At 54.8% G+C, this 15,161-nt stretch carries 12 protein-coding genes; 8 read left to right on the plus strand and 4 right to left on the minus strand.

Going from position 1 to position 15,161, the window contains the following annotated elements:
• The first annotated feature begins 12 nt into the window (after positions 1–12).
• From INF58_RS10625 to INF58_RS10635, 3 genes are read left to right on the plus strand one after another with little or no spacing between them, the layout of a single operon-like run.
• A complete protein-coding gene (locus INF58_RS10625) occupies positions 13–1,404 on the plus strand; it encodes a PTS ascorbate transporter subunit IIC (RefSeq protein ID WP_063450398.1) in 1,392 nt (463 codons plus the stop codon).
• Complete coding sequence (locus INF58_RS10630) at positions 1,401–2,231, plus strand: transketolase (protein WP_193527654.1); 831 nt, start codon at positions 1,401–1,403, stop codon at positions 2,229–2,231. Before INF58_RS10625 ends, INF58_RS10630 begins: the two co-directional genes overlap by 4 nt.
• Positions 2,224–3,177 carry a transketolase family protein gene (locus INF58_RS10635; RefSeq protein ID WP_193527655.1) on the plus strand — a complete coding sequence of 318 codons (954 nt, stop codon included), beginning with the start codon at positions 2,224–2,226 and terminating at the stop codon, positions 3,175–3,177. The genes INF58_RS10630 and INF58_RS10635 overlap by 8 nt, the downstream gene beginning before the upstream one ends.
• A gap of 111 nt (positions 3,178–3,288) precedes the next feature.
• Here the strand turns inward: INF58_RS10635 and pta are convergent, their stop codons facing one another.
• Both pta and ackA read right to left on the minus strand, forming a co-directional pair.
• Positions 3,289–5,433, minus strand: coding sequence for a phosphate acetyltransferase (pta, locus tag INF58_RS10640; protein ID WP_102750750.1), 2,145 nt, complete (start codon positions 5,431–5,433; stop codon positions 3,289–3,291).
• 75 nt (positions 5,434–5,508) lie between these two features.
• Positions 5,509–6,711, minus strand: a complete 1,203-nt coding sequence (gene ackA, locus INF58_RS10645; protein WP_063450394.1) for an acetate kinase — start codon at positions 6,709–6,711, stop codon at positions 5,509–5,511.
• 337 nt (positions 6,712–7,048) lie between these two features.
• Between ackA and yfbV the strand changes: the two genes are divergently transcribed.
• The 4 genes from yfbV to INF58_RS10665 all read left to right on the plus strand — a co-directional run bounded on the left by yfbV (position 7,049) and on the right by INF58_RS10665 (position 10,671).
• A complete protein-coding gene (yfbV, locus tag INF58_RS10650; protein ID WP_059312846.1) occupies positions 7,049–7,504 on the plus strand; it encodes a terminus macrodomain insulation protein YfbV in 456 nt (151 codons plus the stop codon).
• A 92-nt stretch (positions 7,505–7,596) separates the two neighbouring features.
• A complete protein-coding gene (locus INF58_RS10655; RefSeq protein ID WP_023617380.1) occupies positions 7,597–8,091 on the plus strand; it encodes a YfbU family protein in 495 nt (164 codons plus the stop codon).
• Positions 8,092–8,102: 11 nt separating this feature from the next.
• Entirely contained in the window at positions 8,103–8,762 is a 660-nt protein-coding gene (locus INF58_RS10660; RefSeq protein ID WP_063450393.1) for a sugar phosphatase, read from the plus strand.
• 76 nt (positions 8,763–8,838) lie between these two features.
• Complete coding sequence (locus INF58_RS10665; protein WP_193035556.1) at positions 8,839–10,671, plus strand: SLC13 family permease; 1,833 nt, start codon at positions 8,839–8,841, stop codon at positions 10,669–10,671.
• A 72-nt stretch (positions 10,672–10,743) separates the two neighbouring features.
• On the opposite strand, the gene yfbR is transcribed toward INF58_RS10665, so the two are convergent.
• Together yfbR and alaA are read right to left on the minus strand one after the other, a co-directional pair.
• The gene (gene yfbR, locus INF58_RS10670) at positions 10,744–11,343 is read right to left on the minus strand and encodes a 5'-deoxynucleotidase (RefSeq protein ID WP_063868195.1); all 600 of its coding nucleotides are present in this window, start codon (positions 11,341–11,343) and stop codon (positions 10,744–10,746) included.
• Positions 11,344–11,459: 116 nt separating this feature from the next.
• Positions 11,460–12,674, minus strand: coding sequence for an alanine transaminase AlaA (gene alaA, locus INF58_RS10675; protein WP_003861471.1), 1,215 nt, complete (start codon positions 12,672–12,674; stop codon positions 11,460–11,462).
• Between the two features lie 936 nt (positions 12,675–13,610).
• Between alaA and lrhA the strand changes: the two genes are divergently transcribed.
• Positions 13,611–14,549 carry a transcriptional regulator LrhA gene (gene lrhA, locus INF58_RS10680; RefSeq protein WP_102750747.1) on the plus strand — a complete coding sequence of 313 codons (939 nt, stop codon included), beginning with the start codon at positions 13,611–13,613 and terminating at the stop codon, positions 14,547–14,549.
• The last annotated feature ends 612 nt before the right edge of the window (positions 14,550–15,161 follow it).

Below are 15,161 nucleotides of genomic sequence, written 5' to 3' on the forward strand. Positions count from 1 at the left end.
GGCGAGGTGGATATGTTTATCCTTGAAACGCTGAATTTCGTTGTTGATATTTTAAAAGTCCCTTCAGTCCTGGTAGGGTTAATTGCCTTAATTGGTCTTGTCGCGCAGAAAAAAGCCTTTTCTGATGTGGTAAAAGGCACGATTAAAACCATTCTTGGCTTTATTGTTCTGGGCGGTGGCGCCACCGTGCTGGTAGGCTCTTTAAATCCGTTAGGCGGTATGTTTGAGCACGCTTTTAATATTCAGGGCATTATTCCCAACAATGAAGCGATTGTATCCATTGCCCTGGAAAAATACGGTGCATCGACTGCGCTAATTATGGCCTTCGGGATGGTGGCGAATATTATCGTCGCGCGCTTTACCCGCCTGAAGTATATCTTCCTGACCGGGCACCACACCTTCTACATGGCGTGCATGATCGGCGTGATCCTGACGGTCGCAGGCTTCGAGGGAGTAGGGCTGGTCTTTACCGGTTCGCTGATCCTCGGCCTGATTATGGCCTTCTTCCCGGCGATTGCGCAGCGCTATATGAAGCGTATCACCGGCAACGATGAGATCGCCTTCGGTCATTTCGGTACGCTGGGCTACGTGCTGTCCGGCTGGATTGGCAGCAGGGTCGGCAAAGGCTCGCGCTCCACCGAAGAGATGAACCTGCCGAAGAACCTCAGCTTCCTGCGTGACAGCTCGATCTCAATTTCGCTGACCATGATGATTATCTACCTGATCATGGCGGTGAGCGCCGGGCGCGAGTACGTGGAGTCCACCTTCAGCGGCGGGCAAAACTACCTGGTGTACGCCATTATCATGGCGATCACCTTCGCAGCAGGCGTCTTCATCATCCTGCAAGGCGTGCGCCTGATTCTGGCGGAAATCGTCCCGGCCTTTACCGGCTTCTCTGAAAAACTGGTGCCGAACGCGCGGCCTGCGCTGGACTGCCCGGTGGTCTACCCGTATGCGCCAAACGCGGTGCTGATTGGCTTCCTGTTCAGCTTCCTCGGCGGGATTGTGGGCTTGTTGATCTGCGGTCAGTTTAGCTGGGTGCTGATCCTCCCGGGCGTGGTGCCGCATTTCTTCACCGGTGCGACGGCGGGCGTGTTTGGGAACGCCACCGGCGGACGTCGCGGGGCGATGATTGGCGCGTTTGCCAACGGCCTGCTGATCACCTTCCTGCCGGTCCTCCTGCTGCCTGTTCTGGGCGCGATTGGCTTTGCAAATACCACCTTCTCGGACGCTGATTTTGGTGCGGTCGGGATTGTGCTCGGCAATCTTGCGCGCTTCCTGTCGCCGCTTGCCATCACCGGACTGGTTGTTGTGTTGTTCGCGCTGCTGGTGGCTTACAACATCTTCGCTAAAAACAAACCTGCGGGCGGTAACGCGCAGGAAAACCCCGGAGCCAAATCATGAATGAGAATGAGATAACCGAACTGGCGCGTCAGATCCGTCTTGAGACCCTGAAGTCCCTGACGCAGCTGGGCTTTGGCCACTACGGCGGCAGCATGTCAGTCGTTGAAACGCTGGCGGTACTGTACGGCGCGGTGATGAAAATAGACCCGGCCGACCCGGACTGGCCAGAGCGCGATTACTTTGTGCTGTCGAAAGGCCATGCGGGCCCGGCGCTCTACAGCACGCTGGCGATTAAGGGCTACTTCCCGGTTGAAGAGCTGAGCACGCTGAATCAGAACGGAACACGTCTGCCCAGCCACCCGGACCGCCTGAAAACCCGCGGCGTGGATGCCACCACCGGTTCGCTGGGGCAGGGGATCTCGATTGCGGGCGGCATGGCGCTGTCGCACAAGCTGGCAGGAAGGCCTAACCGCGTGTTCTGCATCGTCGGTGACGGGGAGCTAAACGAAGGCCAGTGCTGGGAAGCCTTCCAGTTTATCGCTCACCATCGACTGAACAACCTGACCGTGTTCGTGGACTGGAACAAACAGCAGCTCGACGGTGAACTGGACGAAATCATCTGTGCCTTCGACCTGGAGGGCAAATTCCGCGCCTTTGGCTTTGACGTGGTGACGGTCAAAGGGAACGACATTCCGGCACTGCTGAAGGTGACTTCACCGATCCCTGAGGCCAATGCGCGTCCGCGGGTGGTGATCCTCGACAGCATTAAAGGGCAGGGGGTGCCGTATCTGGAACAGCTCAGTAATTCGCATCACCTGCGATTAACCGAGGAGAGCAAAGCGACGCTCAACGAGACGATTCGCCAACTGGAGGCTTCACATGATTAAGGTTGCACCGGCAGGACAGAAAGATTCGGTTGAGATGCGTAAGGTCTACGCGGGCTTTGTGGCCAGGCAGATTGAGGCCGGGAGCGAGATCGTTGCGCTCGAGGCGGACCTGATGAGTTCGATGGCGATGGACGGCGTAGCGCGGGATTATCCACAGCACGTCATCAACTGCGGCATTATGGAGGCCAACGTGATCGGAACGGCCGCCGGGCTGTCGCTCACCGGACGTAAGCCGTTCGTGCACACTTTTACCGCCTTCGCCAGCCGTCGCTGCTTCGACCAGCTGTTTATGTGCCTGGACTACCAGCGCAATAACGTGAAGGTGATTGCCTCGGATGCGGGCGTGACGGCCTGCCACAACGGCGGGACGCATATGTCGTTCGAGGATATGGGCATCGTGCGCGGTCTGGCGCACTCTGTGGTGCTGGAAGTCACCGATGCGGTGATGTTCGAGGACGTGCTGCGTCAGCTTATCGACCTGGAAGGCTTCTACTGGGTGCGTACCATCCGCAAGCAGGCGCCGAGCGTCTATGCCCCTGGGTCAACCTTCACCATCGGCAAGGGCAACGTGCTGCGCGAGGGAAGCGATATCACGCTAATTGCCAACGGCATTATGGTGGCGGAAGCGCTGGAGGCGGCGCGCCAGCTTGAACAGGAGGGGGTAAGCGCAGCGGTCATCGACATGTTTACCCTGAAGCCCATCGATCGGATGCTGGTGAAAAACTATGCAGAGAAAACCGGGCGTATTGTGACCTGCGAAAACCACAGCATTCACAACGGGCTGGGATCGGCGGTGGCGGAAGTGCTGGTGGAAACCTGTCCGGTGCCTATGCGTCGGGTAGGTGTGAAGGAACGTTATGGCCAGGTGGGCACGCAGGACTTCCTGCAAAAAGAGTATGGCCTGACGGCGCATGACATTGTCTCGGCGGCGCGTGAGCTACTGTAATAAAAAAGGCGACCGGTTAAGTGGTCGCCTTTCTTGCCGGATGGCGCTTCGCTTATCCGGCCTATAAAACCGCAGGCCCGGTAAGCGCTAGCGCCACCGGGCTTTTTAACATTACTGCTGCTGCTGCGAAGACTGGATCGCCGTCAGCGCGATGGTGTAGACGATATCGTCAACCAGCGCACCACGGGACAGGTCGTTCACAGGTTTGCGCATGCCTTGCAGCATTGGCCCGATGGAGATCAGGTCTGCTGAACGCTGTACCGCTTTATAGGTGGTGTTACCGGTGTTCAGATCCGGGAAGATGAACACGGTAGCGCGACCTGCAACCGGCGAGTTTGGCGCTTTAGATTTCGCCACGTCAGCCATGACGGCAGCATCGTACTGGAGCGGGCCGTCGATCATCAGATCGGGACGTTTTTCCTGCGCAATGCGGGTTGCTTCACGGACTTTCTCTACGTCGCTACCTGCACCAGAGGTGCCGGTGGAGTAGGAGAGCATCGCTACGCGTGGTTCAATACCGAAGGCAGTCGCGGAGTCAGCAGACTGGATAGCGATTTCTGCCAGCTGCTCTGCGGTTGGATCCGGGTTGATCGCGCAGTCGCCGTAAACGTAAACCTGTTCAGGCAGCAGCATGAAGAACACGGAGGAAACCAGAGAGCTGCCCGGTGCGGTTTTGATCAGCTGCAACGGTGGGCGGATGGTGTTCGCGGTGGTGTGAACCGCACCGGAAACCAGACCGTCAACTTCGTCCTGCTCCAGCATCAGCGTGCCCAGCACCACGTTGTCTTCCAGCTGCTCGCGCGCAACGGCTTCGGTCATGCCCTTGTTCTTACGCAGCTCAACCAGACGGGCAACGTAGCTTTCGCGCACCACTTCTGGGTCGACGATTTCGATGCCAGCGCCCAGCTCAACGCCCTGAGACGCCGCAACGCGGTTGATCTCATCCGGATTACCCAGCAGTACACAGGTCGCGATACCGCGCTCAGCACAGATGGCCGCCGCTTTAACGGTACGTGGTTCGTCGCCTTCTGGCAGAACCACGCGTTTGCCCGCTTTACGCGCCAGCTCGGTCAGTTGGTAGCGGAAGGCTGGAGGAGACAGACGGCGGCTGCGCTCGGAGGTCGCGGTCAGGGATTCAATCCAGTCTGCGTCGATGTAGCCCGCAACGTATTCCTGAACCTTCTCGATACGCTCGTGGTCATCAACCGGCACTTCCAGGTTGAAGCTTTGCAGGCTCAGGGAGGTCTGCCAGGTGTTGGTGTTCACCATGAAGACCGGCAGGCCGGTCGCGAACGCACGTTCGCACAGCTTGCTGATACGCGCGTCCATTTCGTAGCCGCCGGTCAGCAGAATTGCACCGATTTCCACGCCGTTCATCGCCGCCAGGCAGGCAGCAACCAGCACGTCCGGACGGTCTGCGGAGGTCACCAGCAGGGAACCTGCGCGGAAGTGCTCCAGCATGTGCGGAATGCTGCGCGCACAGAAGGTCACGGACTTCACGCGGCGGGTATTGATATCGCCTTCGTTGATCACGGTAGCGTTCAGGTGACGCGCCATATCGATTGCACGGGTGGCAATCAGATCGAAGCTCCATGGCACCGCGCCCAGAACAGGCAGTGGGCTGGAATCTTGCAGCTTAGCCGGGTCAACCTTGATAACTTTCGCTTTGGATGAGTCGTCGAAGATTTCGGACAGGTCAGGACGCGTACGGCCCTGTTCATCAACCGGTGCGTTCAGTTTGTTAACGATCACGCCGGTGATGCTGGTATTTTTCGCACCGCCGAAGCTGCTGCGCGTCAGTTCGATACGCTCTTTCAGCTGCTCTGGGGTATCAGTACCCTGGGACATCACGAAAACGATCTCTGCGTTCAGGGTTTTCGCGATTTCAAAGTTCAGGGACTGGGCAAACTGGTGTTTACGGGTCGGGACCAGGCCTTCAACCAGCACCACTTCCGCGTCCTGCGCGTTAGCGTGGTAGTTGGCGATGATCTCTTCCATCAGCACGTCTTTCTGGTTGCTGGAGAGCAGAGACTCAACGTGGCTCATCTTCAGCGGTTCAGCCGCAGGAAGATTGGAATTCTTACGCACGATGGTGGTGGTCTGGTCTGGCGCATCGCCACCGGCACGAGGCTGGGCGATAGGCTTAAAGACGCTCAGACGAACGCCTTTGCGTTCCATAGCGCGGATCACGCCGAGGCTGACGCTGGTCAGGCCGACGCTGGTTCCGGTAGGGATCAGCATAATAGTACGGGACACGGTTTATCCTCTTTCGTTACCGCCGCGTTGGGCGGGCTACAAAACAGCACCGCCAGCATTGCTGGCGGTGTGGAATCAGGCAGTCAGGCGGCACGCGTCTTGCGCGATGACCAGCTCTTCGTTAGTTGGGATAACGATAGCCGGGCGGGTGCCTTCTTTGTTGATGAAGCCAGACTTGCCGAAGCGGGCAGCCAGGTTACGCTCGTGATCGACTTCGAAGCCCAGTACGCCCAGTTTGCCCAGGGACAGCTCACGTACCATTGCCGCGTTCTCACCGATGCCGCCGGTGAAGATAACCGCATCCAGACGACCGTCCATCAGCGCGGTGTAAGAACCGATGTACTTCGCCAGACGGTGGCAGTAAACGTCCATTGCACGCTTAGCATCTTCTTTGCTGTCGTAGTTGTCTTCAACGTAACGGCAGTCGCTGGTGACTTCGGTCAGACCCAGCAGGCCAGACTCTTTGGTCAGCATTTTGTTGATGTCGTCAACGCTCATGCCCAGGGTGTCGTGCAGGTGGAAGATGATCGCCGGGTCGATATCACCGGAACGGGTACCCATCACCAGACCTTCCAGCGGGGTCAGACCCATAGAGGTGTCAACACACTTACCGTTGCGGATAGCTGAAACAGAACCACCGTTGCCCAGGTGGCAGGTGATGATGTTGACTTCTTCAACCGGCTTGTTCAGTACTTTTGCGGCTTCCTGAGTCACATAGAAGTGGCTGGTGCCGTGTGCGCCGTAGCGACGTACGCCGTGCTCTTTGTACAGGCTGTACGGCAGGGCATAGAGGTAAGACTCTTCCGGCATGGTCTGATGGAACGCGGTGTCAAATACGGCCACGTTTTTGTCTTTCAGATGCGGGAAGGATTTCAGTGCTTCAGCGATACCGATCAGGTGAGCCGGGTTATGCAGCGGTGCGAAAGACGCAGAGTCTTTGATGCCCTGGATCACAGAGTCGTCAATCACCACGGAACTGGTGTATTTTTCGCCGCCGTGGACGATACGGTGACCAATCGCAGTCAGCTGAGCAGACAGTTCTGGTTTTTGTGCCAGAATAGTGTTAACGATAAAGTTCAGCGCTTCACTGTGAGCGGCGCCTGCACCTAAAGCCGCTTCTTGTTTGCTGCCGTCCATCTTCCACTTGATACGTGCTTCAGGCAGATGGAAACATTCGGCCAAACCAGAGAGGTACTCGTCACCGTTGAGCGCATCGATGATGGCGAATTTCAGTGAAGAGCTACCGCAGTTCAGAACCAGTACTAACTTACTCGACATGGAAGTACCTATAATTGATACGTGGCTAAAAAAACGTCAATGAGCCTAAAAGCGTAACGCAAGCTGACCCAGACGTTTATGATTAACATCATGCCAAACGAACATTCTGGCAGGATGGAAGAAATACCTATGATTTTAAGCCATTTTGAACATTTTTCAGACAATGGCATAATATGCGATAATTTGACGAGTTAACGCTTCTCGTCTACGGCCCTATCAGGCTGGCACAGGATACCCGATACGGGGTAGCGATGACAAAATATTTTGAACGTTGTCATAGCCTGTTGTGGTTTTGCACGAAAATTTTAATTTTTATATGTGAAGTTGAGGTACAGCCATGTCGACACCCGAAATCCCGTCCGTAAATTTTTTTAGTCTGTTTCGTCGGGGACAGCATTACGCTAAGACGTGGCCGATGGAAAAGCGCCTGGCACCGATGTTTATTGAGAACCGTACCATCCGCGCCACGCGCTATGCGATCCGCTTTATGCCTCCTGTTGCCGTCTTTACCCTGTGCTGGCAGATAGCATTAGGTGGACAGCTTGGGCCTGCCGTCGCGACAGCGCTCTTTGCGTTAAGCCTGCCGATGCAGGGGCTGTGGTGGTTAGGTAAACGTTCCGTCACGCCACTTCCGCCTTCTATTTTACACTGGTTTTATGAAGTGCGTGGAAAACTGGAGGAGGCCGGGCAGGCGCTCGCCCCGGTTGAAGGCAAGCCGGATTATCAGGCGCTGGCGGACACGTTAAAGCGCGCGTTTAAACAGCTTGATAAAACATTCCTCGATGACTTGTGATTGATCATCGAAACGACGACCAAAAGAAGGCACAGTAACAGTCAGTTACCGTGTCTTTTTTTTACAGTGCAATGCGCTACAGGAGTCGAAAGATGGAAATGACCCATGCTCAACGTCTGATTTTGTCTAACCAGTACAAGATGATGACTATGCTTGATCCCGATAACGCTGCGCGCTACAGCCGCCTGCAAACCATTGTCGAACGTGGCTTTGGCTTGCAAATGCGCGAACTGGATCGCGAATTTGGCGAGCTGAAAGAGGAAACCTGCCGTATCGTTATCGACATCATGGAGATGTACCACGCGCTGCATGTGTCCTGGACCAACCTGAAAGATCGGCAGTCCATTGACGAGCGCCGCGTGACGTTCCTGGGCTTTGATGCCGCGACGGAAGCGCGCTATCTGAGCTATGTGCGCTTTATGGTGAATACTGAAGGGCGCTACACCCATTTTGATGCGGGTACGCACGGCTTCAACGCCCAAACCCCCATGTGGGATAAATATCAACGTATGCTGAGCGCGTGGCACGCCTGTCCGCGTCAGTACCATTTAAGCAGCAACGAAATTCAACAAATCATTAATGCCTGACGGAGGTGCGTGTGCAGTGTAAAGGTTTTCTGTTTGATCTGGACGGTACGCTGGTGGATTCGCTGCCGGTGGTGGAACGCTCGTGGTGCCACTGGGCCGACCGGCACGGCATCGACCATCAGGACGTACTGAATTTTATCCATGGCAAACAGGCCATTACCTCATTGCGGCACTTCCTGGCGGGACGTTCTGAGGAAGAAATTCAGGCGGAGTTCAGCTATCTGGAGCAGATAGAAGCCACCGACACCGACGGCATTACCGCGCTGCCCGGTGCGCGCGAACTGCTTGAGCACCTGAATGAAGCGCAGATCCCGTGGGCTATCGTCACCTCCGGCTCGATTCCCGTCGCGCATGCCCGTCATAAGGCGGCCGGTTTACCGACGCCGGACGTGTTCATTACCGCTGAGCGCGTGAAGCGCGGCAAGCCTGAACCGGATGCGTTTCTGCTCGGCGCTGAACTGCTGGGCCTTGCCCCTGCGGAGTGCGTGGTGGTGGAAGACGCGGCGGCAGGCGTTCTGGCCGGTCTGAACGCCGGGAGCCACGTCATTGCCGTTAACGTACCGGCGGGTTCCCCCCGGCTGGAGGAGGCGGATTTTGTGATTAACACCCTGACCGCCATCGACGTCTCGAAGGCCTCTGACGGGATCGTAACCGTCTCGCTAAAAATGTAATCCCATGATTTAGCCCCGCATTACCGGGGCTTTTTTTATGGCAGAATGGCTTCTCCTCCACTGACAAGGACATGTTGTGAACGGTGAACTGATTTGGGTCCTGAGCCTGCTGTTAATCGCCATCATTCTGTTTGCCACGGGCAAGGTGCGCATGGATGCCGTCGCCCTGTTTGTGATTGTTGCGTTTGTTCTGAGCGGTACGCTTTCCCTGCCGGAAGCCTTTTCCGGGTTTAGCGACCCCAACGTCATTTTGATTGCCGCCCTGTTTATCATCGGCGACGGGCTGGTCCGCACCGGCGTGGCGACAATGATGGGAGCGTGGCTGGTTAAGGTGGCGGGCAGCAGCGAAACCAAAATGCTGATTTACCTGATGCTGACGGTTGCCGGGCTGGGCGCGTTTATGAGCTCAACGGGGGTCGTGGCCATCTTTATTCCGGTGGTGCTGAGCGTCTGCATGAGAATGCAGATCTCTCCGTCGCGGCTGATGATGCCGTTAAGCTTCGCCGGGCTCATCAGCGGCATGATGACGCTGGTCGCGACGCCGCCGAACCTCGTCGTGAACAGCGAGCTGATCCGTGAGGGGCTTGAGGGGTTTAGCTTTTTCAGCGTCACGCCGATCGGCCTGGTGGTGCTGGTGATGGGCATTATCTATATGCTTCTGACCCGTTTCGCGCTGAAAGGCGAAAAGCAGGACAAAGCCAAAGAGGGCTGGAAGCGGCGCTCTTTCCGCGATCTGATTAAAGAGTACCGTCTGACCGGGCGCGCCCGGCGTCTGGCCATCCGCCCGGGGTCGCCGATGGTGGGGCAGCGGCTGGATGATCTTAAGCTACGCGAACGCTACGGCGCGAACGTCATCGGGGTTGAGCGCTGGCGTCGTTTTCGTCGGGTTATCGTTAACGTGAACGGGGTATCAGAGTTCCGCGCGCGTGACGTCCTGCTGATCGATATGTCCACGGCGGACGTAGATCTGCGAGAGTTCTGTAGCGAGCAGCTGCTGGAGCCGATGGTGCTGCGCGGCGAGTATTTCTCCGACCAGGCGCTGGATGTAGGGATGGCCGAGGTCTCCCTGATCCCCGAATCAGAATTATTGGGCAAAACCGTGCGCGAAATCGGCTTTCGTACCCGCTACGGGCTGAACGTGGTGGGCCTGAAGCGCGATGGCGTGGCCCTTGAAGGGGCGGTCGTGGACGAGCCGCTCCTGCTGGGGGATATCTTCCTCGTGGTCGGCAACTGGAAGCTGATTAGCCAGCTCGGGCAGAAAGGCCGCGACTTTGTGGTGCTGAATATGCCGATTGAAGAGAGCGATGCATCCCCGGCGCACAGCCAGGCGCCCCACGCGATTTTTTGTCTGGTGCTGATGGTCGCGCTAATGCTGACCGACGAGATCCCTAACCCGGTGGCGGCAATAATCGCCTGTCTGCTGATGGGCAAATTCCGCTGTATCGACGCCGAAAGCGCTTACAAGGCGATTCACTGGCCGAGCATTATTCTTATTGTCGGGATGATGCCGTTTGCCCTGGCGCTTCAGAAAACCGGCGGGGTAGACCTGATCGTTAAAGGCTTGATGGATGCGGGCGGGGGGTATGGCCCGTACCTGATGATGATTTGCCTGTTCGTCATGTGTGCCACCATTGGTTTGTTCATCTCCAATACCGCCACGGCGGTGCTGATGGCGCCCATTGCGTTGGCGATGGCGAAATCCATGGGCGTTTCGCCGTATCCGTTTGCGATGATGGTGGCGATGGCGGCGTCCGCGGCGTTTATGACGCCGGTTTCTTCTCCGGTCAATACGCTGGTGCTGGGGCCGGGGAACTATAAGTTCAGCGACTTCGTGAAGATTGGCGTGCCGTTCACCGTGCTGGTGATGCTGGTATGCGTGGTGCTGATTCCGGTTTTATTCCCGTTCTGAGAACATCGCCGGGTGGCGGCTACGCCTTACCCGGCCGTAGGCTCTGCAAGCGCAGCGCCGCTGGGCGAAAAACTACAGCGGCGAATCCTGACTAATCTCATCCAGCGACAGATGGAAGCTTGGCACAAACACGCGCATAAAGTAGTCCATCTCCTCGCTGCGGCGGGATGCCAGCGTTTTTTCCAGGCGCGATTTCGCCAGCAGGAATTCGTTATTCCCGGCGGACAGCTCTTCCAGACATTTCAGGTAGGCGCACAGCGCATCGGCCTGCTTGACCAGGGATTTTTCCTCATCCGTGTACTGATGCTCGTCGATCAGCGGCTCGAAGATATCGCGCAGCTCTTCGGGCACCATGTCGATCAGTTTCTGCTGGGCAATCTTCTCAATGGCCTTATATTCCTGCGCAATCTGCGAATTGAAGTATTTTACCGGCGTGGGCAGATCCCCGGTCAGCACTTCCGAGGCGTCATGGTACATCGCCAGCAGGGCGATACGCTCGGCATTCACCTGTCCGTTGAATTTGCGGTTTTTAATCGCGGCCAGCGCGTGCGCGACCATGGCAACCTGCAAACTGTGCTCTGACACGTTTTCAGTGCGTACGTTGCGCATAAGCGGCCAGCGGTTGATGAGTTTCAGGCGGGAGAGGTGGGCAAAAAAATGACTCTGACTCATAGGTTACCTTATGTCTTCACTGCGACAGACTTCATTGTGCGGGGAGGGGAGGGAAGATGCAAATTTGCGGATGGTGCAGGCCGGGCAGGCGCAGCGCCACCCGGCAGAAAGGCCAGTTACTGATGATACCCGGAGAGGAAGCGCCCAAAGCGGCTGATGGCCATCTCAAGATCGTCTTCACGCGGCAGGGTCACGATACGCACGTGATCCGGCCACGGCCAGTTAAACGCCGTACCCTGAACCAGCAGCACTTTTTCCTGCAACAGGAAGTCGAGCACCATTTTCTGGTCGTCGTGAATATTAAAGCGCTTCGCGTCGATTTTCGGGAACATATACAGCGCGCCGTTAGGCTTCACGCAGGAAACCCCCGGAATATCATTAATCAGTTCCCATGCGCGGTTGCGCTGTTCATACAGACGGCCGCCCGGGACGATGAACTCGCTGATGCTTTGATAGCCCCCGAGCGCCGTCTGGATCGCATGCTGTGCCGGTACGTTGGCGCACAGACGCATGGATGCCAGCATCTCCAGCCCTTCAATATAGCCTTTCGCATGTTTTTTCGGACCGTTCAGCACCATCCAGCCCTGACGGAAACCGGCCACGCGGTAGGTTTTAGACAGTCCGTTAAAGGTGACGGTCAGCAGGTCGGGCGCCAGCGCGGCGATAGAGTGGTGCTGCGCCGCGTCGTACAGGATCTTGTCGTAAATCTCGTCGGCAAAGATGATCAGGTTGTGCTGGCGGGCGATCTCGACGATCTCCATCAGCAGCTCTTTTGAATAGACCGCGCCCGTCGGGTTGTTCGGGTTGATGATCACAATCCCACGCGTGCGAGGCGTAATTTTCGCGCGAATGTCGTCCAGATCCGGAAACCAGTCCGACGACTCATCGCACAGGTAGTGCACCGCTTTACCGCTGGACAGAGAGACCGCAGCCGTCCACAGCGGATAGTCCGGCGCGGGAACCAGCATTTCGTCACCGCTGTTCAGCAGCGCCTGCATCGCCTGAACGATCAATTCCGAGACGCCGTTACCAATGTAAATATCTTCAACGGTGACGTCGCGCATTCCACGAGCCTGGTAGTGCTGCATAATGGCTTTGCGAGCGGAGTAAAGGCCTTTTGAATCACAATAACCTTGTGCCGTTGGCAGGTTACGGATCACATCCACCAGGATCTCATCCGGCGCTTCAAAACCAAATGGCGCGGGGTTGCCGATGTTGAGTTTCAGAACCTTATTGCCTTCCTCTTCAAGGCGTTTTGCCTCTTTGAGTACCGGGCCACGGATGTCGTAACAGACGTTGTCGAGCTTGCTGGATTTTTCGATAGGGGACATGAACCTTTAACCTTTTCGCTATTATTGCAACTTCCTGCCGTGGAAGCAGCACGGAACAATGTACTCCCACCGCGCCTCGTTTTGAAGGGCGCACAGAAGAAGATTTTGTCCAGTCGGGCAGCGCCGCTGTGATCGCTTAATCTAATGACGGAGTGATTTTGTGCCTGAAATCACCGTGATTACGCTTATTTTTGGGTTTTTTATGCTGAAAATAGCATATAAGTATTAATATTATTCTGAAGTAAATAAAAAGACGATCCGGGCTGAGGCAGTAGTCCCTCTGAGTGACCATTCGTAAAACCTGAATGCTCAGATACAGATTGCCATATTAGCAAAGCCAGGTTAAAAGTTACTCATGTGAAATTAATGTTAAGGGTTATTAATGATTGGCCTGAATCTAAATTAAACTTTATTTATTATTAACGACGAAAATGCAACTTTCGTTAATTTTAATAAAAAGAGTGTAGTTGCTTATCATTGGCGTTAAATCCGTATTAGTGCAATAAGACTTATAAATATAGTGGATTTGGGTTAAGATGTGTTTCGGGAATGCAGCAGAGCGATAGGCCTGTTACGTATATCGGATTCTGCTTTCCTGTATTAATCGATTGTTATTGTTAAAGTTATCTCTGGCCGATTGGGTAAGTCACATCTTGCGACGTTGGCAACGCTGCGATATAGATGGCAGAAAACATGTTTTACTCTTTATGGAATTTACATCTACCTGCACACAACGAAATAACCTGAACGCAAGAGAATAAAAATAACGTCATGAAACGTGATTTCTGACTGTTGATATACCACAGTACAATAACTATCTGTCAGGCAGTCTGCCGGGCCGGGATGCGAGGGAAACACTTCAGAAGGAATTGCTTAACCGTTACACACAGCTTCAACCCGGGCAGCTCCGCACGAGCAACCTGAAAGTGAAAAGATATGATAAATGCAAATCGTCCGATAATGAATCTCGACCTCGATCTGCTGAGAACGTTTGTTGCGGTCGCCGATCTCAACACTTTTGCAGCAGCTGCTGCCGCAGTATGCCGTACCCAGTCCGCCGTAAGTCAGCAAATGCAGCGACTGGAACAACTGGTTGGTAAAGAGCTTTTTGCGCGCCATGGACGTAATAAGCTTTTAACAGAACATGGTATTCAGCTTCTGGGTTATGCCAGAAAGATACTGCGCTTTAATGATGAAGCCTGTATGTCATTAATGTTTAGCAACCTTCAGGGAGTGTTAACATTAGGGGCGTCAGATGAATCAGCAGATACCATTTTACCTTTCCTTCTCAATCGAATTAGCTCGGTTTATCCGAAGCTTGCCCTGGACGTTAGCGTTAAACGCAATGCCTTCATGGTTGAGATGCTGAAAGAGAACGAGGTTGACCTGGTGGTCACCACGCATCGACCCGGCCAGTTTGACTGCCTGACGCTACGTACTTCTCCTACGCACTGGTACTGTGCCGCGGAGTACGTATTGCAACAAGGTGAGCCAATACCCCTGGTTCTGCTGGACGATCCCAGTCCGTTCCGCGATATGGTGCTGGCTGCGCTTAACGAGGCCAGTATCCCCTGGCGTCTGGCGTACGTGGCGTCCACGTTGCCCGCAGTGCGAGCGGCGGTGAAGGCCGGGCTTGGCGTAACGGCCCGTCCGGTTGAGATGATGAGCCCCGACCTGCGCGTGCTGGGCAAATCAGAGGGGCTTCCCTCGCTGCCGGATACGGAGTACATGCTGTGCCATAACGCCGGCAGCAACAACGAGCTGGCAAAGGTGGTATTCGAAGCAATGCAAAACTACCACAATCCATGGCAGTACGCGCATGCTACTCCTGAAGGAGGGGATGACTCGCTGATCGTGGAAGGGGATTTTGAGTGATCGTTTCCTCAAAATTCTCGTAACAAAATGTAAGTGTAAAAAAGAGCCACTCGCATGATTTTTTCATGCGAGTGGTTTTTTTTGCTATTCATAACCGCTGGAGGTGTGTGGATAAGTGAAATAGCGCTTAATTATCAATAAGACAAATGCATTTGATTAATATGTGAACAATGGTTGTTCTATCTTCCCTCATACCCTGCCGATGTTAAAAAAACAGGAAATATGTTGCTGTTTTTTTGCTTGAATTAACAAAAGCGTGTCTCAGATCAAGAAAATACTCCTATTTAGGGGGAGGAATCGTTGGCAAATCCTGTCAAAATAGGAGGGTTATTTTTTTTACTTCCAAAACGGACACGATTCAACAAGATGCATTTGACGTAAAGTCACCTGGCCACCAGGGTTAAAGGGCACCAAATGTTAATGAGAATCGCTCGATGTAATTTAATGTGAAGAAACCTTTGTTAAAGTTGACAAAAGGTTATAGATAGGAGTAAAAAACCCCATCATTTTGCTGTCTATGTCTCATTTCTGACAGTTAGTGTAAGGTTATTTTGTTCCTCCCCATGAATCGATGTGATGCCCATCTGCCAGCAAGAGCAGTGTCGTCGGTAT

The sequence above is a fragment of the Enterobacter cloacae complex sp. P24RS genome (assembly GCF_014982165.1).
GTDB lineage: Bacteria > Pseudomonadota > Gammaproteobacteria > Enterobacterales > Enterobacteriaceae > Enterobacter > Enterobacter quasihormaechei.